Source organism: Paracoccus sp. SJTW-4, from assembly GCF_047716885.1.
GTDB lineage: Bacteria > Pseudomonadota > Alphaproteobacteria > Rhodobacterales > Rhodobacteraceae > Paracoccus > Paracoccus solventivorans.
In genome coordinates, this window is sequence record NZ_CP136681.1 from 2859594 (window position 1) to 2881221 (window position 21628).

The following is a 21628-nucleotide window of genomic DNA, read 5'->3' on the forward strand; positions in this document are numbered from 1 at the left end:
AGCTTTGGCGACCATTGGGGTGCGGACCGGATTGCGGCTTTGTCTGCTCTGCCGGCGTGCCGTCCTTTTAAGCGTCCATCGCCGCCGCGCCGGCCCGAAACGGAGCTGATGGCGGCGAGGTGGGGTTGCCGGTGCAGCCGTGGTGAGTCTGGAGGCAGCCGTGCTGTCCCGTCTGTGGTCCGGAGGTTCCCGCTCCCGCCTGTCGTCTGGAGGTATCCCCGGCTGGGCCCGCCAGCTCCGAAATGCAGAACGCGCCCCGGTGGGGCGCGTTCGGTTGGTTTCCAAGAGCGGTCAGCGGTCGCTGCCGGTGACCTCGTCGCGGTGCTTGATCGGCCACCACAGGCGCTTGTTGGTCAGGTACAGCAGCACCGTCAGCACGATCAGGAACAGGACCGCGACCAGGCCGGACTGCTTGCGCTCCATCATCTTGGGCTCTGCGGTCCACATCAGGAACGCCGAGATGTCCTGTGCCATGCTGTTCAGGTCGGTGGGCGCGCCGTCCTCGTAGGTGACCTGATCGTCCGACAGCGGCGGCGCCATCGAGATCCAGCCGCCGGGGAAGGCGGTGTTCTCGTACAGCACCGTGCCGGCCTGCTCCATCTCTTCGCCGGTGTAGCCGGTCAGGATCGAGTAGATGTACTCGGGCCCGCCGATGCCGTGGAACAGCTGGTTGATCCCGGTCCCGTAGGGGCCGTGGAAGCCGGCGCGGGCCTTGGCCATCAGCGACAGGTCCGGCCCCATGCCCTCGCCCTCGACGGTCGGGAACATGTCGGTCGGCTCGCGCGGGCGCTCGTCGTCCAGCTCGGGGTCGAAGATCGACAGCTCGCCGGCATAGGCGCGCATCTGGTCTTCGGGCAGCTGCGGGCCGTTGGGGTCCGAGAGGGTGCGCAGCGGCACCTGCTTCATCCCGTGACAGCCGGCGCAGACCTCGGTGTAGACCTGCAGGCCGCGCTGCAGCTGCAGCTGGTCGTAGGTGCCGAACGGACCCTCGAAGCTGAAGGAGACGTCGTGGATGACCTGGTCGTGGGTGGCGGCCTCGGTCGCTTCCGCGGCCTCGTCGATCTGCGGGGCGTCCTCCTCGGTGGAGTCTTCCGCGACGGCAACATCCTCGGTCAGATCTTCCGCAGCGGCTTCGTCCTCGACAGCCTCGGCCGGGGCCTCGTCCTCGGTCGCCTCGTCCTGGGCGGCTTCCTCGTCGGCGGCAGCTTCCTCGGCGGGGGCTTCCTCGACCGCTTCGTCCTCGGCGGCGGCTTCGGCTTCGGCGGCTTCCTCGGCCGGGGCCTCGTCGGCCGCGGCTTCTTCCGCGGGAGCTTCTTCCGCCGGCGCCTCGGCCGCGGGTTCCTCTGCCACCGGTTCGGCCGCAGCCTCTTCCGCGGCAGGTTCTTCGGTCGTGGCCGGTGTAGCCGTGTCGGCCGCCTGGGCGGTGACCTCGGCCGCGGCCTGCGGCTCGGGTTCGGCAGTCACCGGCGCCGGTTCCGCGGCGACCGGCGCAGCGGTGGCGGCCGGAGCCGCCGGGGCAGCAGCTGCCGGGGCCGCGGGGGCCGCGGCCTGCGGCTCCGGGGTCGCGCCGGTGGTCTCGACCGTGCTCGAGCCGTCGGGCAGCCGGGTGACGGTGGTGCCGGGGCCGGTCGGGACCGGCGCCTGGGTGCCGGGCTCGTTCAGCGGCACCGTGACGGTGGTCGTGCTCTGCGCGTTCGCTGCCATCCCGAGGGACAGGGCCGCGACCGCCGTGAGTGTGACGTTTCTCAGGGACATTCGCGCCTCTCCTTACTCGGCGGGGTGGGTAGCGCGACCGTAGTGCGCGTCAAAGTCTTCCTCGATGGTGTTCGGGATCGGCAGCGGCCGCTCGATCACGCCGAGGAGGGGCAGGATCACCAGGAAATAGGCGAACCAGTAGGCGGCGCCGGCAAGGGCGATATAGGGGTAGATCCCTTCCGCCGGCATCGCCCCCGCCCAGGTCAGGACCACGAAGTCGACGGCCAGCAGCCAGAACCACCACTTGAACTGCGGGCGGTAGCGGCCCGAGCGCACGCGCGAGGTGTCAAGCCACGGCACCAGCGCCATCACGATGATCGCGCCGAACATCGCGATCACGCCGAAGAACTTGGCGTCCACGATGCCGAAGGTGACCCAGTTCACCGCCATCACCAGCCAGACGTCGGCGGTGAAGGCGCGCAGGATCGCGTAGAACGGCAGGAAGTACCATTCGGGCACGATATGCGCGGGGGTGACCAGCGGGTTCGCCTCGACGTAGTTGTCGGGGTGGCCGAGGTAGTTCGGCATGAAGCCGACCACGGCGAAGAAGATCACCAGCACGATGGCCAGCCCGACCAGGTCCTTGACGACGAAATACGGCCAGAAGGGCAGGGTGTCGCGCTTGGCTTCCTCTTTCGAGGTGCGGCGCACCTCGATCCCGGTGGGGTTGTTGTTGCCGGTGGTGTGGAAGGCCCAGAAGTGCACCACGACCAGCGCCGCGATCACGAAGGGCACCAGATAATGCAGCGAGAAGAAGCGGTTGAGCGTGGCGTTGTCCACGGCCGGGCCGCCCAGCAGCCAGGTCTGGATCGCCGGGCCGACGCCGGGAATCGCCCCGAACAGGCCGGTGATCACCGTCGCGCCCCAGAAGGACATCTGCCCCCAGGGCAGCACATAGCCCATGAAGGCGGTCGCCATCATGGCGATGTAGATCAGCATCCCGACGATCCAGGTGATCTCGCGCGGGGCCTTGTAGCTGCCGTAGTACAGCCCGCGGAAGATGTGGATATAGACCGCCAGGAAGAACAGCGAGGCGCCGTTGGCGTGCAGGTAGCGCAGGAAATACCCGCCGTTGACGTTGCGCATGATATGCTCGACCGAGCCGAAGGCCAGGTCGACATGGGGGGTGTAGTGCATCGCCAGCACGATGCCGGTGGCCAGCTGCAGCACCAGGCAGAAGGTCAGCACGATGCCCCAGATCCACCACCAGTTCAGGTTCTTGGGGGTGGGCAGGGTGACGAAATCGACCAGCAGCCGCACGATCGGCAGGCGGCGGTCGATCCAGCGTTCGGCTGAGGTCTTGGGTTCGTAGTGATCGGTCGGAATACCGGCGGACATCGTCGCGCTCCTCAGCCCAGCTTGATGGTGGTGTCGTCCAGGAAGGCGGCGACGGGGATATGCATGTTCTGCGGGGCCGGGCCGCGGCGGATCCGCCCCGAGGCGTCATAGTGCGAGCCGTGGCAGGGGCAGAACCAGCCCTGGTAGTCGCCGGCGCCGTCGCCGATCGGCACGCAGCCCAGATGGGTGCAGACGCCGATCTGGACCAGCCAGCGGCCCTCGTCGTCCAGCGTGCGGTTGATGTCGTCGGCGTTCGAGCCCGGCTTGTTGGGGTTCTGCGACTGATGGTCGATCAGCGTGGCGCCGTCATCGGCGCGGGCGCGGTCGATTTCCTCTTGCGTGCGGTGGCGGATGAACACCGGCTTGCCCAGCCACTTGACGGTCAGCTGGGTGCCCTCTTCGACGCCGCTGATATCCACCTGGATCGAGGAAAGGGCCTGCACGTCGGCCGAGGGGTTCATCTGGTTGATCAGGGTCCAGGCGGCTGCCCCGGCCGCAACCGCGCCGGCACCGGCGGTTGCGTAATAGAGGAAGTCCCTCCGGGTGGCGCCGTGGTCTCCTGCGTGGTCTTCAGCGTGGGACACGGTCATTCTCCAATTCGGGGCCAGCGCGGGTGAGCCGGGCCGATACGACAGGTCGGGCCGCCGCTCTGGACAGCCCTCGCAGGCGCGTTTCTAGCGGTCAACATTCCGTCAGTCCAGCACCGAGCCGCGCCGCCAGTGCCGCATTTGGCCGCAGTGTGGGATTTTCGACGCGCCGGCGGCAGCGGCCTGAAAACCCGCGATTCCGGGCCGCAGGCGCCTGTCGCGGCAGGTGCCGGCGGCGTCCGCGGACCGTCCGGCGGGCGCGGCAGGGGCGGGCCGGTGCCGGGGCAGGGCGCATCCCTCAGGCCACCACCGCGGTGCCCGAGGGGCGGCGCCCGTCCTCGGCCGGGGGGATGTGGAAGCACAGCACGTTGCGCCGCTGCTCGCGGAAATAGAACAGCGATTGTGTTAGGTCGCGGATCATGAACCAGCCGAACCCGCCCTCGCGCAGGGCCGCGATCTCGGGCGGGGGCAGCCGGGCCGGGACCAGGCAGGACGGCGGCAGCGGGGTGCCGTCGTCGGCGACCGCGCAGGCCAGCCCGCCGGCGTGGCTGGTCACGGTCAGGTGGATGGTGACCGGGGGCGGCCGCCCGCGCGGCGCGACGCCCGGGGGATGGCGCCCGTGCTGGACGATGTTGTTCAGCACCTCGGCCATCGCAAGCTCCATCCGGTCCAGGGCATCGGCGGGCACGGCGCCGGCAAAGCGCACCCGCAGGTCGATCAGCGCCTGCTGCACGGTCAGCGGCTCGGCCGCCAGGATGCGGTGGAACATCGGCGCCCCGCGCGGTCGGCGGTCGCCGCAAGGGGGGAACGGCATGTCGTCGATCATCTGTCGGCCTCATCATCCGGGGCGGGAGGGGGAGGAAGCGCATCCGGGTCGCGGTGGATGGTGAACACCGTGTCCATCCGGGTCAGGCGGAACACCCGGTCCACGTTCGGGGTCAGTCCGGTCAGTTCCAGCCGGTGGCCCTCGGGCAGAATGCGGCGGATCGCCAGTACCGCCCCCAGCCCCGAGCTGTCCATGAACTGCACCGGCGTCAGGTCCAGCAGGATCCGTGGCCCGTGCCGCGCCGCCACATCGCGCAGCCGGTCCTTGAAGCGGATGGCGATGGCGGCGTCCAGCCGCGGTTCCTCGACCCGCACCCTGACCCCGTCGTCGATGAGATCTGTATGGAATTGCATCCCTGACCCTTGCGGCGAATCCGTCCTTTGCCCCATGGTTAGCCGAAACTCGTTACCAAATCGCAAACAGCCGAGAGTGCCATGCCCGAGGTCTATATCCACGCCGCCGTCCGCACCCCGATGGGGGGAATGCAGGGCGCCCTTGCTCCGCTCACCGCGCCCGAGTTGGGCGCCGCCGCCATCGCCGAGGCGATCGCCCGCGCCGGGGTGGGCGGCGAGCAGGTCGACGAGGTGCTGATGGGCTGCGTCCTGCCCGCGGGCCAGGGGCAGGCGCCCGCGCGCCAGGCGGCGCTGGGGGCGGGGCTGCCGCAGTCGGTGCCCGCGGTCACGCTGAACAAGATGTGCGGCTCGGGGATGCAGGCGCTGATGTCGGCTGCCGATTCCATCCGCGCCGGCTCGGCCCGCACCATCGTCGCGGGGGGAATGGAGAGCATGACCAACGCCCCCTATCTGCTGCCCAAGATGCGCGGCGGCGCCCGGCTGGGCCACGGGCAGGTGATGGATTCGATGTTCCTCGACGGGCTGGAAGACGCCTATGACAAGGGCCGGCTGATGGGCACCTTCGCCGAGGATTGCGCCGCCGAGTTCCAGTTCACCCGGCAGGCGCAGGACGAATACGCGCTGCGCTCGCTGACCCGGGCCAAGGCCGCGATCGACGAGGGCCGCTTTGCCGGTGAGGTGGTGGGCGTCAAGGTCGCGACCCGCGGCGGCGAGACGCTGGTGGACACCGACGAACAGCCCGGCAACGCTCGCCCCGACAAGATCCCGACCCTGAAGCCGGCGTTCCGCAAGGACGGCACGGTGACGGCGGCGAACTCGTCCTCGATCTCGGACGGGGCGGCGGCGCTGGTGCTGTCGGACAAGGCCGAGGGCGCCATCGCCCGCATCATGGGCTATGCCGGCCACGCCCAGGCCCCGGCCGAATTCCCCACCGCCCCGGTCCCCGCCGCAGAAAAGCTGCTGGAGAAGCTGGGCTGGAGCAAGGAAGACGTCGACCTGTGGGAGGTGAACGAGGCCTTCGCCGTCGTCCCCATGGCCTTCATGCAGAAGATGGGCCTGTCGCCCGAGGTGGTGAACGTGAACGGCGGCGCCTGCGCGCTGGGCCACCCCATCGGCGCCTCGGGGGCGCGTATCGTGGTCACGCTGATCAACGCGCTGAAGACGCAGGGCAAGAAACGCGGCGTCGCCGCCATCTGCATCGGCGGTGGCGAGGGCACCGCCATCGCGGTCGAGTTGGTCTGATCACGGGCCGCGCCGGACCGGGGCTCTGCCCCGGACCCCGGGATATTTTCACACCAAAGACCGCGCCTGCAGCTCCATGAGGTCTTTGGTGCAGAAATATCCTCGGGGGGAATCGCCGTCAGGCGATGGGGGGGCAGACAGCCCCCTTCTTTTTCCGGTTCAGATCGACAGGCAGACGTATTTCATTTCCAGATAATCCTCGATGCCGTGGCGCGAGCCCTCGCGGCCCAGCCCCGACTGCTTGACGCCGCCGAAGGGCGCGACCTCGGTCGAGATGATGCCGGTGTTCACGCCGACGATGCCGTATTCCAGCGATTCCTGCACGCGGGTGATGCGGCCGACGTCGCGGGCATAGAAATACGCGGCCAGGCCGAAGATGGTGGCATTGGCCTTGTCGATCACCTCTTGCTCGGTCTCGAAGCGGAACAGCGGCGCCAGCGGGCCGAAGGTTTCTTCGGTCGAGACCTTGGCGTCGGCCGGCACGTTCGTCACCACCGTCGGCTGGAAGAAGGAGCCGCCGAGTTCGTGGCGCTTGCCGCCGGTGACCACCTTGCCCCCGCGGTCCAGCGCGTCGGCGATATGTTCCTCGACCTTTTCCACGGCATCGGCGTTGATCAGCGGGCCGGTGGTGGTGCCGGTCTCCAGCCCGTCGCCCACGGTCAGCTTGTCCACCGCCGCCGCCAGCCGGCGCGCGAACTCGTCATAGACCCCGGCCTGCACATAGATGCGGTTGGCGCAGACGCAGGTCTGGCCGTTGTTGCGGAACTTCGACGCCATCGCCCCTTCCACCGCCGCATCCAGATCGGCGTCGTCGAAGACGATGAAGGGGGCGTTGCCGCCCAGCTCCATCGAGCATTTCAGCACCTGGTCGGCGGCCTGGCGCAGCAGGATGCGCCCGACTTCGGTCGAGCCGGTGAAGGTCAGCTTGCGGATCAGCGGGTTCTCGCAGAACTCCTTGCCGATGTCCGAGGACCGCGAACTGGTCACCACCGACAGGATCCCCTTGGGCAGCCCGGCACGTTCACCCAGCACCGCCAGCGCCAGCGCCGACAGCGGCGTTTCCGCCGCCGGCCTTGCGACGAAGCCGCAGCCCACCGCCAGCGCGGGGCCGCATTTGCGGGTGATCATCGCGTTGGGGAAGTTCCACGGCGTGATCGAGCCGACCACCCCGATCGGCTGGCGCAGCACGGTCAGGCGCTTGTCGGCCATGTGGCCGGGGATGGTCTCGCCGTAGACGCGCTTGGCTTCCTCGCCGAACCACTCGATGAAGCTGGCGCCATAGGCGATCTCGCCCTTGGCCTCGGGCAGGGGCTTGCCCTGTTCGGCGGTCAGGATGGTGCCCAGGTCGTCCTGGTTCTGCATCATCAGCTCGAACCAGCGGCGCATGACCTGGGCGCGTTCCTTGGCGGGGCGGGCGGCCCAGTCCTTCATGGCGCGGTGGGCGGCCTCGATGGCGCGGGCGACCTCGGCCCGCGACAGGTCGGCCACGCGGGCGATCACGTCGCCGCGGGCGGGGTTTTTCACCTCGAAGGTCGCGCCGTCGTCGGCCTCCACCCACTCGCCCGCCACGAAGGCGCGGGTTTCCAGCAGCGAGGGGTCGCGCAGCAGGGTCTTCAGATCGGTCGAATGGGCGGTCATGGTCTCCTCCGGTATGACTGGCCGGGCATCGGTCAGGCGCGACGTGAACACCAGCCGCCGCCATTGTCCAGTGCCGGCGGCCGCAAGACCGGGCGCGGGCGTGCATCCGCCGCAAGCGCGCCCCTCAGCCCCGCGCGGCCCGCCAGCAGGGCTGCAGATCGCCCGGGGCCGGGGTGGCCAGGAACACCGCCCGCGCGATGGCCCGCGCCATGGTGCAGGCGGCGGCATGGCCCAGCCGGAACGGGTCCGCCCCTTTGCGCGCCCCGGTCGAGACCGCGAACACCAGATCCCCGTCGAAGGGCGTGTGCGAGGGCACGATGGCGCGGGCGAACCCGTCATGCGCCCCCACCGCCAGCCGGGTCAGCGCCGCCTTGTCCAGCGCCGCGTCGGTGGCGATGATGCCGATGGTGGTGGCCTCGCCCTGCCGCTTTTCCGGTGCGGGCTCATGGCCCGGATCATAGGGGCCCGCCAGGCCCAGCCCGCCGAACTCGTCCCCCAGCTCCCACGGAGCCGCCCAGAACTGCCCCGAGGGCGCGGTCACCGACCCCAGCGCATTCACCGCCACCAGCGCGCCGATGGTGGTGCCGTCGTCCAGCACCGCCGAGGCCGAGCCGAGCCCACCCTTCCACTGCGCGGTCAAGGCCCCGGTCCCCGCGCCCTCGGACCCCAGCGCGAACCGGACCCCGGTCGCCTCCAGCGCGCGGCCCCCCAGCGCCGGATAGGGGTTGTCGCCCCAGCCCTTGTCGCCGCCGTTCAGCAGGTCGAACAGGATCGCGCCCGGCACGATCGGCACGCGCGCGTCCCCCACCGCAAAGCCGCGCCCCGCCGCCCGCAGCCCGGCCACGACGCCCTCGGCCGCGCCCAGCCCAAAGGCCGAGCCGCCGGCCAGCACCAGCGCATCCACCGCCTGCACCAGCCGGTCCGGGGACAGCAGGTCGGTTTCCCGCGTGCCCGGCGCGCCGCCCATCACATGCACCCCACAGGCGAATGGCGCGTCCGAGGTCAGCACCGTCACCCCGGATTTCAGCGCCGGGTCCGAGGCATTGCCGACACGCAGCCCGGCGACATCGGTAATCAGGTTCAACGGTCCCGCCTTCATGCCATTCTCCATTACGAAAATATCCCGGGGGCCCGGGGGCTGGCCCCCGGTCCGGCCTCGCCGCGCGGCCCAGCCTGTCGCAGAACCGGACCGCCGCGCAAGGCGTTGTGAAACCCCGCCCCGCGCCCTAGATCAGGGACCAACCGACAGGAGCACGCCATGCAAGCCCCGATCCACGCCATTTTCGGCCGCCCGCTCGACACGCCCACGCCCAAGGGGTTCGAGGATATCGTGCTGGGCATGGGCTGCTATTGGGGGGTCGAGCGGCTCTACTGGCAGCAGGAGGGCGTGTTCCTGACCGAGGTCGGCTTTGCCGGCGGCAGCACCGAGAACCCGACCTATCGCCAGGTCTGCGCCGGCGGCACCGGCCATGCCGAGGTGGTGCGCGTGGTCTACGACCCCAGCCGGATCAGCACGGAACAGATCCTCAAGATCTTCTGGGAAAACCACGATCCCACCCAAGGTAACCGGCAGGGCAACGATGTCGGCGACCAGTATCGCTCGGTGATCTTCACCACCTCCGACAGCCAGCTGGCCGCGGCCGAGGCCAGCCGCATCGACTATGACAACCGGCTGGCGGTGAACGGCTACGGGCGCATCACCACGCAGATCGCGCCGCTCGACCGCTTCTGGCGCGCCCCGGAAGAGGACCACCAGCAATATCTGCACAAGGTTCCCGACGGCTATTGCGGGCTGCGCGGTACCGGGGTGCAGGCCTCCAGCGCCGCCGCGGTGCACGAGGCTGCAAGCGGCGAAAGCGACGGCAACCCGGAACCCTCGTCCTCCTCGGCGGGCGGGTCCTCGGTGGCGACGGGGGTGCTGTAATGGCGACCTGGACCGCGCTGACCCATGCGCAGGGCCGCGCCGCCGCCGAGGCGCTGGCCGAGGCGTGCGAGGACATGCTGACCCCCGAGCCCGTGGGCAGCGGCGTGTTCGAGATCGAGGACGGCTCCGACCGCTGGGAGGTCGGGGTCTATTTCACCGAATCCCCTGACGAAATCACGCTGGCGCTGCTGGCCGCCGCCCATGGCGCGCAGCCCTTTGCGGTGTCCGAACTGCCCGAGGTCGACTGGGTGGCCCATGTCCGCCGCGAGCTGACGCCGGTCGAGGCCGGCCGGTTCTTCGTCCACGGCGCCCATGACGCCGACCGCGTGCCCGAAGGGGCGGAAGCGCTGTGCATCGAGGCCGCGATGGCCTTTGGCACCGGCCACCACGACACCACCCGCGGCTGCCTGCTGGCGCTGGACCGGATGCTGACGGCCGGTGAGACCCCGCAGCGCGTGGCCGATATCGGCTGCGGCACCGCGGTGCTGGCGATGGCGGCGGCGCGGGTGCTGCCGGGGCTGGTGCTGGCGTCCGATATCGACCCGGTGGCGGTCGAGACCGCCCAGGCCAACGTGCTGGCCAACGGGCTGGACGGGCGGGTGGAATGCGTGATGGCCGAGGGGTTCTCGCACCCGCTGCTGCATGATGCGGGACCGTATGAGCTGATCTTTGCCAATATCCTCAAGCAGCCGCTAATCGACCTCGCGCCCGAAATGGCGCGGCATCTGGCGCCGGGCGGGCGGGCGATCCTGTCGGGCATCCTGACCGGGCAGGCGGACGACGTGGCCGCCGCCTATGCCGCCGCCGGGGTGCCGCTGATCCGCCGCGACGACCTGGGGGACTGGGCGACGCTGGTGGTGGGGCGCCCGGCCGAGGGCTGAGCCCGCCGCCTTTCCCGCCTCTGCGGGCCGGTCAGGATTGGCCGGGGGTCTGCGCCAGCTTGCGCTCGATATAGTTGCGCAGCTCCTCGATCTCGATCTGGGCGACGCGCAGGTCGTCCTCGGCGCGGGTGGCGGCATCCTCGGCCGCGGCGATCCGGGCCTCCATGTCGGCAAAGCCCGTGGGCGGGGGCGGCACCGCCCGGTCAGCGCCCGAGTCGCCGGCCCGCAGCGCCAGCCAGCCGGCCAGCCAGCCCAGCAGGAAGGCCGCGAACAGTCCGCCGGCGATGGCGATCATCAATTCGGTCTGATTCATGCCCCGAGCTTACGCCGCCCGCCGCGGCCGGGCGAGAGCCAAGACCGCCCGACGCCCCGCCCCGGCAAACCCCCGCCGACGGGTTCCGGCCCGCGCTGCAGTCTCTAACGCGACGGCCGCGCGGGCGGCGGCCGCGGCGCGGTTCCCACGGGTGCCGCTGCGGCGTCGTCTTGCGGTGAGGCGGTGCCGTCTGCTTCGGCACCCGCCGGTGCGCCGGCTTTCCCTGCGGGCGCTGTCGCTGCAGCAGCATCGGTGCCGTCTTGCGGTGGGGTAGTGGTATCCGCTTCGGCGTCATCTGGTGCGCCGGTGTCACCTGCGGGGGCTGTCGCTGCGGCAGCATCGGCGCCGTCTTGCGGCGAGGTGATGCTACCGGCTTCGGTGTCCTCTGGGGCGCTGGCTTCCCTTGCGGGCGCCGTCGCTGCGGCAGCATCGGTGCCGCCTTGCGGTGGGGTGGTGCCGCCCGCTCCGGCGTCTTCCGGTGCGCCGGTGTCACCTGCGAGGGCTGTCGCTGCGGCAGCATCGGCGCCGTCCTGCGGTGGGGTGGTGCCGTCCGCTCCGGCGTCTTCCGGTGCGCCCGGCTGCCGGCTGTCTGCCGCAGAAGCCTCGCCGGCAGGTGTGTCCGCTGCCGAGGCTTCCGGCGCAGAATCCTCGGGTGCAGAGCCGCCCGATGCAGCCTCGGGTGCCGGGGCGGCAGTTGCGGGGGTCGGCGTATCGTCGCCTGCGTCTCCGGTGGCGCTGGGAGCATCATCTGCTGCCGCGCCACTCGGATCCTCTGCCGTGGCTCCAGCCGCATCTTCTGCCCCGTCACCTTCCGCGGCAGCTTCCGACGCCGCCTCTGCCGCGCCACCCTCCGCGGCCTCCTCCGGCGGCGCCTGTGGCGCGTAACCGCCATCTGCCACCGCGCCCTCCGGCAGAGCATCCTGCCGCTCCGCCTCGCTGTCCGGCGTCGTTGCCCCGCCATCCTCGCCCGTACCTGCACCCTCCGGCGGGGCATCCTGCCCCTCCGCGCCGCGGTCGGGCGCTGCCGCCCCGTTCGCCGCTGCCACGGCCACGGTCACCCCGCGGGTGGTGATCTGCACCGGGGGCTCGGTCGTCACCGGCTCGGGCGAGAGCAGGCGGAACTCGATGCGGCGGTTGGCCTCGCGGCCCTCGGGGGTGGCGTTCGTGGCCACCGGCCGGTCGGCGCCGTGGCCGACGGCGGACAAGTGGCGCGTGTCGGCGCCCGCCTCGGCCAGCGCCGCGATCACCGCGCGGGCGCGATCCGCCGACAGCTTGCGGTTGAACTCGGCCGAGCCCTGCGAGTCGGTATGGCCGCCGACCTCGATGCGGAAATCGCTGCAGGGCTCCAACTGCTCGGCCAGCGCGGCGATGCTGGGGCCGACCTCGCCGGCCAGGGCGGCGCGGTTCGGCTCGAACCCGATTTCGGCCTGCTGCATGGCGGTGTTCAGCGCATCGACGCATTGCTGCCCGTCGGGCAGGTCAGAGGCCGGATCCAGCCGGGGATCGTAGCTGAGCGCCAGCTCATACGCGGCGCCGGCGCCCAGCCGCATCCCCAGCCGCGCGGCGATCTCGGCGGCGGCGGCGGGGTTGCCGGTGGTGCCGTCCAGCGCGATCAGCGCCGGCGTTACTGTGGCGGTGCCGCGGTCGAGCACGTCCAGCGCCTCGACCGCGGCCATGCCGCGGGCGGCCCAGCCGGGGGGCGTGTCGCCGCGCACCGTCAGCCCGGCCGCATCCGCCGGTCCCAGCCGCGCCGCCACCAGGCTGGCCAGCGCCGCGCCCATGCGCTCGTCGGGAACCGCGCCTTGCAGCCGCACCCCCTGCGGGCCGGTGCTGACCAGCAGTTGCAGCGGCCCGTCCCCCGCCGCGGGATCGCCCGGGGCGGGCGGGGCCAGCGTGGCGGTCAGCGCGAAGCTGCGCGGCAGCGCCTGCGCCAGCCCGTCGCGGGCGGCAGCGAAACCTTCGGCCGCCTGCGCGGGGGCATCCAGCACCACCTGGGTGTCGGTGATCGTCAGCCGCCCGGCGGGCAGCGCCGCCAGCGCCTCGATCCCCGCCACCGCGGCGGCGGACCATTGCGGCGAGGGGGCGCCCAGCCCGACCTGGCAGCCCGGGGTGCCGGCCACCCCGGCCTCGGCCGCGGCGGCCAGGATGGCGTCGCGGCTGGGGATGGTGTCGGCGGAACAGCGGCTCAGGCTGGTGCCCTCGGCATCGCGGGCGATTTCCAGAACGAAGGGGGCGATTACCGGACGCGGCGCGGTGATATGGGTGGCCAGCACCACCCCCGCGGGCAGCGCCAGCGACAGCGCCTGTTCCAGCCGGGTCTTTTCGGCCTGACCGTTGGTCACCGCGGTGATTTCCACCCGCCCTGGCGTGACCGCGATCTTGGCGCGCGGCATCTGTTCGGCCGCGGCCACGGCAAAGCCCACCGCCGCGTCCCAGTGGTCGGGCACGGGATGGTCGGCCAGCTCCAGCAGGTCGGTCAACCGCGCGGGACCGGCGGCGCGGCCCAGCCGCTCGATCAGCGGGCGCCGCTGCATGGCGCGGGGCGCCAGCCCGATCACCGAGGTGCCCTGTTCGTTGCGCAGGATCTCCAGCCGGAAGGGCGGGGGCGCGGGCCGGTCGGCGCTGGCGACGGTGACGGCATCGCTGATCCGGGACAGCCCGGTGACGCTGGCGGCGGCGCCCGAGGCGGCGGCGACGGCGCGCAGGTGCTGGATCTCGTCGGGGGCAGTGCCGGTCAGCCGCACCTCGAGCCCGTCGGCCGCGATCCGGGCCCAGTCCAGCGATTGCTGGGCCAGCTCGGCCCGGACCCTTGCGGCCAGCCGGTCCTCGATCCGGGTGGTGGCCCATTGCCCGGCCGTCAGGGCCGCGCCCGCGGCCAGCCCCAGCAGCCCCAGCCCGGCCAGCCGTCCCCGCCAGCGGCGGTGGCGGCGGACGGAGGGAGAGGGGGTCGCGTTTCGGTCCGTATCGGCCATGCCGGGTCTTTCCTTGTCGTCAGCGGTCCTGCCCCAGATGGGTGCGCCCGGACCGCGCCGCAATCAAACCTGGGCGAGCCCGGCCAGCAGCAGCGCCCCCGCCACGATCAGCCCGGCGTCGCGGTTGGCGCGGAACAGCCGCAGGCACGAGGCGCTGTCGTGCTGGTCGAACAGGCGCAGCTGCCACAGCAGATGCGCGGCGAACCCCGCGATCCCCAGCATCGCCAGCACCGCCTGCACCGCCGAGGGGCGCGTCGCCGCCACCGCCGCCGCCAGCAGCAGCACTGACCCCGCGGCAAAGCCCAGCAGCCAGCGCGGGCTGTCGTTTCCGAACAGCCGCGCGGTGGATTTCACCCCGATCAGCGCGTCATCCTCGGCGTCCTGATGGGCATAGATGGTGTCGTAATGCAGCGTCCACAGGATCCCGGCCGCATAGGCCAGCAGCGGCGCCGGGTGCAGCTTGCCGCCATGGGCGGCAAAGGCCAGCAGCACCCCCCAGTTGAAGGCCAGCCCCAGGAACACCTGCGGCCACCAGGTGAAGCGCTTGGCAAAGGGATAGATCGCCACCAGCCCCAAGGATGCAAACCCCAGCGCGATCGCCGCCCCGTTCATGGTCAGCAGGATCAGCGCCCCCAGCGCCAGCTGCGCGGCCAGCCACAGATAGGTCCCCCGCAGCGTCACCTGCCCCGAGGGCAGCGGGCGCGAGCGGGTCCGGGCCACCGAGGCGTCGATGTCGCGGTCGGTGATGTCGTTCCAGGTGCAGCCGGCGCCGCGCATCACCAGCGCGCCGATGCCGCAGGCGATCACCACCCACAGGTCCACCCAGCGCGGCCGGTCGGCGATCATCGCCAGCCCCGTCCCCCACCAGCAGGGCAGCAGCAGCAGCCAGGTGCCGATGGGGCGGTCGGCGCGGCTCAGCCGCAGCCATGGGCGCCATGCCGGGGGCGCATGGCGGTCGACCCAGTTGCCACCGGGCGCGTCGGCGACCGTGGCGGCGGCGGGGCGGGCTGTTCCGCCCGCGGCCGATGGCGTAACCGGTGGCGTGGGATCGTCAGACTGCATAAGGTCCGCCAGCATGGGAAAGATCAGGCTTTACATAGATCACGGCTTTGCCCCGGGACAACCCGTGCCGCTGGATGCGGCGCAGGCGCATTACCTGGGCGGCGTCATGCGCCAGACGGTCGGGGCCGAGATCGCGGTGTTCAACGGCCGCGACGGGGAATGGTCGGCGCGCCTGCAATCGCTGGGCAAGCGCGGCGGAGAGCTGGGGCTGATCGCCTCCACCGCCCCGCAGGTGGACCCGCCCGATGTCTGGCTGCTGTTCGCGCCGATCAAGAAGGCGCGCACCGATTTCATTGTGGAAAAGGCCGCCGAGCTGGGCGCGGCTCGCATCCAGCCGGTGCAGACCGACCACAGCAACACCGAGCGCATCGCGCGCGAGCGCCTGCAGGCCCATGCGGTCGAGGCGGCCGAGCAATGCGGCGGCACCTTCGTGCCGCCGGTGGCGGATCTGGTGGCGCTGCCGCGGCTGCTGGCCGGCTGGGACCCCGCGCGCCGCATCCTGTGGGCGGACGAGGCGCTGGCGGGGGCACCCGCGGCGCCGGTCCAGATGCTGCAAGGGCTGCCGCGGGGGCCGTGGGCGATCCTGATCGGCCCCGAGGGCGGCTGGTCAGAGGCGGAGCGTCAGCGACTCGGGGGGCTCGATTTCGTGCAGCGGATCAGCCTGGGGCCAAGGGTCTTGCGGGCTGATTCTGCGGCTGTGGCGGCGCTGACCATGTGGCAGGCGGTGCTGGGCGACTGGAACCCGCCCCGCGACAAGTGACCGCACTTGTCGCGCCCCAAGCCGGGGTTGTGACAGATTCTGTCCTGCAACGGCCGGGTGCCGAGATATTCTGCGGTGCAGCGTGGGAGCGACGCGCGAATATTCGCAGCCTCACGCGGTTGCGAGCTGTGCCAGCACCGCCCCGGAGCCCCGGTGTCATGCGATTGCTGCATAGCAGCATCCTGACCCTATCCGTAGTCGCTTCCGGAGTTCCTGCCTATATCACAGTCACTTCCGTACCCCGCCCGCTGAGATGCGGGCTACAATAAGGCAGGTTCCAAGAAAATGTCGGCCATCGACACCATCCGCGTCATTCCGGCCAACCGTCCCGCCGGGATCATCGAAAACATCGCCGCGACCCTCCGCTACTGGGCGGATGTCCGCGCGACCCGCAACGAGCTCAACCGCCTGACCGATCGCGAACTGCGCGATATCGGCCTGACCCGCGGGGATATCGAGCGCGTGGCCCGCGGCCTCTAAGCCGATCCACGCATAACCAGAAAAGCCGGGGTGCGCCTGCGCGGTTGCAGTGCGAGCCCCGGTTTTTTCATGCCTGCATCCGGCCCGGTGCCGGGACGGCAGGCGGGTTGCAGGGGCCATGAAGGCCCAAGGCAGCTGCCGGGGGCGAAGGGCCGGGCGCGGGGATGATCCCCGGCCCGGCCCTTGCCGTTCCAGCCTGTTCAGACGCCGGCCTCGACGATGGCGCGGGCCAGCACCGGCACGCTGTCGCGGTTCAGCCCGGCGATGTTCAGCCGCGAATCGCCGACCAGATAGATGGCGTTGTCGTCCTTGATCTTCTGCACCTGCTCGGGCGTGGCGCCCAGGCGCGAGAACATGCCGCGGTGCCGCTCGATGAAGTCGAAGCGGTCGCTGCCGGTCAGGCTGCGCAGCTCGGCCGCCAGCTGCTGGCGCAGCGACAGCATCCCCAGCCGCACCTGTTCCAACTCGGCCCGCCAGTCGGCGGCCAGCGCCCCGTCCTCGAGGATGGTCTGCACGATCCGCGCGCCGTGGTCGGGCGGGAAGGAATAGGTCTGCCGCCCCAGGAAGGCCAGCGCCCCCTGCGCCAGGTCGCGCTGTGCCGGATCGGCCACCTGCACCATCAGCAGCCCGGCGCGTTCCCGGTAGATGCCGAAGTTCTTGGAACACGAGGCCGCCACCAGCGCGTCGGGCAGCGAGGACACCACCAGCCGCGTGCCGGCCGCATCCTCGTCCAGCCCGTCGCCGAAGCCCTGATAGGCCAGGTCCACCAGCGGCACGGCGCCGGTGCGTTCCAGGATCGCCACCACCTCGGACCATTGCTCCAGCGTCAGGTTGGCGCCGGTGGGGTTGTGGCAGCAGCCGTGCAGCAGCACCAGATCGCCCTTTTTCGCGCGGGCGAGATCGGCCTTCATCCCCTCGAAATCGACGCCGCGGGTGGCGCCGTCGAAATAGCGGTACTCGACGAAGGGCAGCCCCATGAACTTGAGCATCGAGACATGGTTCGGCCAGGTCGGGTCCGACACATGCACGGTCACCTCGGGGTTGCCCATCCGCGCCATCTCGAACGCCTGCCGGATCGCGCCGGTGCCGCCGACGGTGGACAGCATCGCGGTGCGGGCGCTGTCGCGCACGCCGCCCAGCACCATCGCCGACAGCGCCTCCAGATACGCAGGCTCGCCCGACAGCGCGGTATAGCTTTTCGTGGTCTCGGCTTCCCAGATCCGGCGCTCGGCTTCCTTGACGGCGCGCATGACCGGGGTCAGCCCGGTCGGGTCCTTGTAGACGCCCACGCCAAGGTCGATCTTGCCCTGCCGCGGGTCGGCGCGGAACTCGCCCATCAGGGCCAGGATCTTGTCAGGGGCTTGGGGCTTGAGGGTGCCGAACATTCAGGCGTCTCCGGTTTCGATCTTGAGGTCGGGGTAGCTGCCCCACTCGGTCCAGCTGCCGTCGTAGACGGACCAGTCGCGCTTGCCCAGCCGCTCGAGCGCGAGCGCAAGGCTGGCGGCGGTGATGCCAGAGCCGCAGGTGGTGATCGCGGGGCGCAACAGGTCGACGCCGGCGGCCTCGAACACGGCGCGCAGCTCGGGCACGGATTTCATGGTGCCGTCGTCATTGTAAAGCAGGGTGAAGGGGACGTTGCGCGAGCCGGGGATGTGGCCCTGGCGCAGCCCCGGGCGCGGCTCGGGCTCGTCGCCGCGGAAACGGCCGGGGCCGCGGGCGTCGATGATCACATGATCGCCCAGCTTGGCGGCGGCGGCGACCTGGGTCACATCGCGCACCCGCGCTGCCTGCCGCTGCACGGTCATGTGCCGGTCGCGGGTGATCGGGGGCAGGTCCTCGACCTCGCGCCCCTCGGCCCGCCATTTTGCGAAACCGCCGTCCAGGACCGCCACGTCGGTCTTGCCCATCAGCCGGAAGGTCCACCACACCCGCGCCGCCGAACGGACGTCCGAGTTGTCGTAGACCACCACCTGATGCCCGTCGCCGATGCCCATGGCGCGCAGGCGGCTGACGAACATTTCCGGCTGCGGCGCCATGTGGGGCAGGGGGCTGCGGGTGTCGGCGATGGCGTCGATGTCGAAGAACCGCGCGCCGGAGATGTGGGCGGCCATGTATTCGGCATGGGCGTCCCGGCCGGTGGCCTCCATGTGCCAGCTGCCGTCGATGATGCGCAGGTCGGGGTCGTGCAGATGCGCGGCCAGCCAGTCGGTGGACACCAGCGTCCTGGGATCGTCCGTTCTGGAATCGTCGGTCACGGCTTCCTCCGTATGCTGGCCCGCCTGTCTGCCTGATGCCTTAACGCGCCCAGCACGGGCCTGCAACGCGCCACGCGCAGCCCTGTGGTCCCGCCGCGGCCCTCCCGCGCCGGGACTCAGCCCTGTTTCAGCAGACGCTGCTTTTCGCGGCCCCAGTCGCGCTTGGCCTCGGTCGCGCGCTTGTCGTGGGCCTTCTTGCCCTTGGCGATGCCCAGCTTCAGCTTCACCCGGCCCTTGTGGTTGAAATACATCACCAGCGGCACCAGCGTCATCCCCTCGCGCCCGACCGCCTGCCACAGCCGCGCCAGCTCGCGCCGGCTGACCAGCAGCTTGCGGTGGCGCCGCTCTTCATGCCCGAAGACACCCGCCTGCTTGTAGGCGGCGATGTAGGAGTTGATCAGCCACAGCTCGCCGTTCTCGACGCTGGCATAGCTGTCGGCGATGTTGGACTGGCCGGTGCGCAGCGCCTTGACCTCGGATCCGGTCAGCACGATCCCGACTTCGAGATCGCTTTCGATGAAGTAATCGAAACGCGCGCGCCGGTTCTCGGCGATCACCTTGTAGTTCGGATCGGATTTTGCCTGGGCCATGATCGGCGAGAGATAGGCAGAGCCGCGCCCGGTGTAAAGCGGCGGCCGGGGCGGCGCGGCAGGGAGGGGCGCTGCCCCTCGCGCCTGCGGCGCTCACCCCGGGGTATTTGGGCCAGAAAGAAGCGGCGGGGGTTTCTTTCTGGCTCAAATACCCATGCAACCCTGCCGCCATCGCGGCGGCGACGTCCTGTGGGCGGGGCTTGCGGCAGCGGCGGCTTTCGGCTTTCCCTGCCACCATGACACCGCGCCTTGCCCCCATCCCCGCCAGCCTGCCCGATTCGGTCCCCTTCGTCGGCCCCGAGACGCTTGAGCGCCGTCGCGGCGCGCCGTTCCGCGCCCGGCTGGGTGCGAACGAGAACGGCTTTGGCCCCTCGCCCCAGGCCATCGCGGCGATGCGGGCGGCGGCGGCCGAGGTCTGGAAATATGGCGACCCGACGAATCACGACCTGAAACAGGCGCTGGCGCGGCATTGCGGCTGCGCGGCCGAAAATATCGTGGTCGGCGAGGGGATCGACGGGCTGCTGGGGCTGGCGGTGCGGCTGCTGGTCGACGCGGGCGATGCGGTGGTGACCTCGGGCGGCGGCTATCCGACCTTCGATTTCCACGTCACCGGCTTTGGCGGGCAGCTGCTGCGGGTGCCCTATCGCGACGACATGCAGGACCCTGCGGCGCTGGTGGCGCGCGCGGCCAGCGCCGGCGCGCGCATGGTTTATCTGTGCAATCCCGACAACCCCATGGGCGGCTGGCATCCGCCCGAGGTGATCGAGGCCGCGGTGGCCGCGCTGCCCGCCGACATGCTGATGATCCTCGACGAGGCCTATGTCGAGTTCGCCCCGGCGCTGCCGCGGATCGACCCGGCCGACCCGAGGGTGCTGCGGATGCGCACCTTTTCCAAGGCATACGGCATGGCGGGGGCGCGGATCGGCTATGCCATCGGCGCGCCCTCGCTGGTCGCGGCCTTCGACCGGGTGCGCAACCATTTCGGGGTCAACAGCGTCGCGCAGGCGGGAGCGCTGGCGGCGCTGGGCGATCCTGCCCATCTGGACGCCACAAGGGCGCAGGTCGCCGCGGCACGGGCGCGGATCGCGGAGATCGCCGCGGCGAACGGGCTGGCGGCGCTGCCATCGGCCACCAATTTCGTGGCGGTCGATTGCGGCGGCGACGGGGATTTCGCCCGCCGGATCGTCGAGGGGCTGGCTGCGCGCGGGGTGTTCGTGCGGATGCCCTGGGTCGCGCCGCAGAACCGCTGCATCCGGGTCAGCTGCGGCCCCGATGGCGAACTCGATGCCTTTGCCGAGGCGCTCGCCTGCGCGCTTGGGTGAGCGGTACGTGCAGAGCACGCACCCTGCGCGTCAGGGCAAACGATGCGGCGCCGTAGGGTGCGTGCTTTGCACGCACCATCCCTCAATGCCCGGCGACGCTGGAAAACCCGTTGATGACCACCACGCCCAGGATGATCAGCGACACCCCAGCCACGGCGGGCCAGTCCGGCACCTGCCGGAACACCACCATGCCGATGGCCACCGTCAGGACGACTCCCAGCCCGCTCCAGATCGCATAGGCGATGCCCAGCGGCATGTAGCGCAACGCCTGCGACAGGAAATAGAACGAGGCCAGATAGGCCAGCGCCATGATCGCGGTCGGAACCAGCCGGGTGAACTGCTGCGAGGCCATCAGGAACGACGTTCCGATCACCTCGAGCACGATCGCGACCAGCAGGACCGGATAACCCATGACGTGCCTCAGACCAGCCCGGCGTGGGCCATGGCGGCATCGATGCGGGCGCGGGTGGCATCGGTCAGCGGCACCAGCGGCAGCCGCACGGTTTCCCCGCAGCGCCCCAGCCGCGACAGCGCGTATTTCGCCCCGACCAGCCCCGGTTCCAGGAAGATCGCGATATGCAGCGGCATCAGCAGGTCCTGCAGCCGCAGCGCCTCGGCATAGTCGCCGGCGCGACAGGCCGCCTGCATCTGCGCGCAGAGCGCCGGCGCCACATTGGCGGTGACCGAGATGCAGCCGACGCCGCCTTGCGCGTTGAAGCCGTGCGCGGTCGCATCCTCGCCCGACAGCTGGATGAAATCCGGCCCGCAGGTGATGCGCTGGCAGCTGACGCGTTCCAGCCGGCCGGTGGCGTCCTTGACGCCGGCGATGCGCGGCAGCTTCGCCAGCTCGCCCATCGTCTCGGGTGTCATGTCCACGACCGAGCGGCCGGGGATGTTGTAGATGATGATCGGACGGTCGGTGGCGTCGTGCACGGCGGTGAAATGCGCGATCAGCCCGGCCTGGGTCGGCTTGTTGTAATAGGGCGTCACGATCAGCAGCCCGTCGGCCCCGACCTCGCAGGCGTGGCGGGCCAGCTCGATCGCCTCTTGCGTGTTGTTCGACCCGGCGCCGGCGATCACCGGCACCCGGCCGGCGGCGTGGCGGACCACGGCCTCGACCACTTCGCGGTGTTCGTCATGGGTCAGGGTCGGGCTTTCGCCGGTGGTTCCGACGGGGACAAGTCCGTTGCTGCCCTGCTCGATCAGCCAGTCCACCAGTTGCTCGAGCGCCGACCAATCGACTGCCCCCTTGTCGGTCAGCGGCGTGACCATGGCGGGGAGAGATCCTTGGAACATGACTCGATCCTGACGATGCTGTTTGCCTGCGGCA

At 70.8% G+C, this 21628-nt stretch carries 21 protein-coding genes; 6 read left to right on the forward strand and 15 right to left on the reverse strand.

The genetic code is table 11. The features are described 5' to 3' along the window. Window positions 1–291: 291 nt before the first annotated feature. The 5 genes from RSP45_RS13995 to RSP45_RS14015 all read right to left on the reverse strand — a co-directional run bounded on the left by RSP45_RS13995 (window position 292) and on the right by RSP45_RS14015 (window position 4859). The gene (locus RSP45_RS13995) at window positions 292–1062 is read right to left on the reverse strand and encodes a cytochrome c1 (protein ID WP_415394077.1); all 771 of its coding nucleotides are present in this window, start codon (window positions 1060–1062) and stop codon (window positions 292–294) included. A 705-nt stretch (window positions 1063–1767) separates the two neighbouring features. Next, complete coding sequence (locus tag RSP45_RS14000; RefSeq protein ID WP_415392394.1) at window positions 1768–3093, reverse strand: cytochrome b; 1326 nt, start codon at window positions 3091–3093, stop codon at window positions 1768–1770. A gap of 11 nt (window positions 3094–3104) precedes the next feature. Then, window positions 3105–3677 (reverse strand): ubiquinol-cytochrome c reductase iron-sulfur subunit, encoded by a 573-nt coding sequence (gene petA / locus RSP45_RS14005; protein ID WP_415394078.1) that lies wholly within the window; start codon window positions 3675–3677, stop codon window positions 3105–3107. A 301-nt stretch (window positions 3678–3978) separates the two neighbouring features. Continuing rightward, the gene (locus RSP45_RS14010; RefSeq protein ID WP_415392395.1) at window positions 3979–4449 is read right to left on the reverse strand and encodes an ATP-binding protein; all 471 of its coding nucleotides are present in this window, start codon (window positions 4447–4449) and stop codon (window positions 3979–3981) included. Between the two features lie 53 nt (window positions 4450–4502). Beyond that, window positions 4503–4859, reverse strand: a complete 357-nt coding sequence (locus RSP45_RS14015) for an STAS domain-containing protein (RefSeq protein ID WP_415392396.1) — start codon at window positions 4857–4859, stop codon at window positions 4503–4505. A gap of 81 nt (window positions 4860–4940) precedes the next feature. Between RSP45_RS14015 and RSP45_RS14020 the strand changes: the two genes are divergently transcribed. Further along, complete coding sequence (locus RSP45_RS14020) at window positions 4941–6101, forward strand: thiolase family protein (protein WP_415392397.1); 1161 nt, start codon at window positions 4941–4943, stop codon at window positions 6099–6101. A 159-nt stretch (window positions 6102–6260) separates the two neighbouring features. On the opposite strand, the gene RSP45_RS14025 is transcribed toward RSP45_RS14020, so the two are convergent. Further along, window positions 6261–7739: an NAD-dependent succinate-semialdehyde dehydrogenase gene (locus tag RSP45_RS14025; RefSeq protein ID WP_415392398.1), complete on the reverse strand. Its 1479-nt coding sequence runs from the start codon at window positions 7737–7739 to the stop codon at window positions 6261–6263. Window positions 7740–7863: 124 nt separating this feature from the next. After that, window positions 7864–8838: a P1 family peptidase gene (locus RSP45_RS14030; RefSeq protein WP_415392399.1), complete on the reverse strand. Its 975-nt coding sequence runs from the start codon at window positions 8836–8838 to the stop codon at window positions 7864–7866. A gap of 159 nt (window positions 8839–8997) precedes the next feature. On the opposite strand from RSP45_RS14030, the gene msrA reads away from it, so the two are divergent. Together msrA and RSP45_RS14040 are read left to right on the forward strand one after the other, a co-directional pair. Beyond that, window positions 8998–9663 (forward strand): peptide-methionine (S)-S-oxide reductase MsrA, encoded by a 666-nt coding sequence (gene msrA, locus RSP45_RS14035; RefSeq protein WP_415392400.1) that lies wholly within the window; start codon window positions 8998–9000, stop codon window positions 9661–9663. Continuing rightward, the gene (locus RSP45_RS14040) at window positions 9663–10544 is read left to right on the forward strand and encodes a 50S ribosomal protein L11 methyltransferase (protein ID WP_415392401.1); all 882 of its coding nucleotides are present in this window, start codon (window positions 9663–9665) and stop codon (window positions 10542–10544) included. Before msrA ends, RSP45_RS14040 begins: the two co-directional genes overlap by 1 nt. A 31-nt stretch (window positions 10545–10575) precedes the next feature. On the opposite strand, the gene RSP45_RS14045 is transcribed toward RSP45_RS14040, so the two are convergent. The 3 genes from RSP45_RS14045 to ubiA form a co-directional block, all read right to left on the reverse strand. Beyond that, a complete protein-coding gene (locus RSP45_RS14045) occupies window positions 10576–10857 on the reverse strand; it encodes a hypothetical protein (RefSeq protein WP_415392402.1) in 282 nt (93 codons plus the stop codon). 104 nt (window positions 10858–10961) lie between these two features. Next, window positions 10962–13829: an OmpA family protein gene (locus RSP45_RS14050; RefSeq protein WP_415392403.1), complete on the reverse strand. Its 2868-nt coding sequence runs from the start codon at window positions 13827–13829 to the stop codon at window positions 10962–10964. A 63-nt stretch (window positions 13830–13892) separates the two neighbouring features. Continuing rightward, window positions 13893–14891 carry a 4-hydroxybenzoate octaprenyltransferase gene (gene ubiA, locus RSP45_RS14055; protein ID WP_415392404.1) on the reverse strand — a complete coding sequence of 333 codons (999 nt, stop codon included), beginning with the start codon at window positions 14889–14891 and terminating at the stop codon, window positions 13893–13895. A 13-nt stretch (window positions 14892–14904) separates the two neighbouring features. On the opposite strand from ubiA, the gene RSP45_RS14060 reads away from it, so the two are divergent. Together RSP45_RS14060 and RSP45_RS14065 are read left to right on the forward strand one after the other, a co-directional pair. Beyond that, window positions 14905–15651 carry a 16S rRNA (uracil(1498)-N(3))-methyltransferase gene (locus RSP45_RS14060; protein WP_415392405.1) on the forward strand — a complete coding sequence of 249 codons (747 nt, stop codon included), beginning with the start codon at window positions 14905–14907 and terminating at the stop codon, window positions 15649–15651. A gap of 285 nt (window positions 15652–15936) precedes the next feature. Further along, on the forward strand, window positions 15937–16131 hold the full coding sequence (locus tag RSP45_RS14065; RefSeq protein ID WP_073067431.1) for a DUF1127 domain-containing protein: 195 nt from the start codon (window positions 15937–15939) through the stop codon (window positions 16129–16131). 200 nt (window positions 16132–16331) lie between these two features. On the opposite strand, the gene RSP45_RS14070 is transcribed toward RSP45_RS14065, so the two are convergent. From RSP45_RS14070 to smpB, 3 genes are all read right to left on the reverse strand, one after another. Then, the gene (locus RSP45_RS14070) at window positions 16332–17516 is read right to left on the reverse strand and encodes an aromatic amino acid transaminase (protein ID WP_415392406.1); all 1185 of its coding nucleotides are present in this window, start codon (window positions 17514–17516) and stop codon (window positions 16332–16334) included. Continuing rightward, window positions 17517–18386 carry a 3-mercaptopyruvate sulfurtransferase gene (sseA, locus tag RSP45_RS14075; protein ID WP_415392407.1) on the reverse strand — a complete coding sequence of 290 codons (870 nt, stop codon included), beginning with the start codon at window positions 18384–18386 and terminating at the stop codon, window positions 17517–17519. 116 nt (window positions 18387–18502) lie between these two features. Then, window positions 18503–18976, reverse strand: coding sequence for an SsrA-binding protein SmpB (smpB, locus tag RSP45_RS14080; RefSeq protein ID WP_073067437.1), 474 nt, complete (start codon window positions 18974–18976; stop codon window positions 18503–18505). A 236-nt stretch (window positions 18977–19212) separates the two neighbouring features. Between smpB and RSP45_RS14085 the strand changes: the two genes are divergently transcribed. Further along, window positions 19213–20298 carry a pyridoxal phosphate-dependent aminotransferase gene (locus RSP45_RS14085; RefSeq protein ID WP_415392408.1) on the forward strand — a complete coding sequence of 362 codons (1086 nt, stop codon included), beginning with the start codon at window positions 19213–19215 and terminating at the stop codon, window positions 20296–20298. Window positions 20299–20380: 82 nt separating this feature from the next. Here RSP45_RS14085 and RSP45_RS14090 read toward each other — a convergent pair whose 3' ends face one another. Together RSP45_RS14090 and dapA are read right to left on the reverse strand one after the other, a co-directional pair. Then, window positions 20381–20710, reverse strand: coding sequence for a DMT family transporter (locus tag RSP45_RS14090; protein WP_415392409.1), 330 nt, complete (start codon window positions 20708–20710; stop codon window positions 20381–20383). Between the two features lie 8 nt (window positions 20711–20718). Next, window positions 20719–21594, reverse strand: coding sequence for a 4-hydroxy-tetrahydrodipicolinate synthase (gene dapA / locus RSP45_RS14095; RefSeq protein ID WP_415392410.1), 876 nt, complete (start codon window positions 21592–21594; stop codon window positions 20719–20721). Between the last annotated feature and the right edge of the window lie 34 nt (window positions 21595–21628).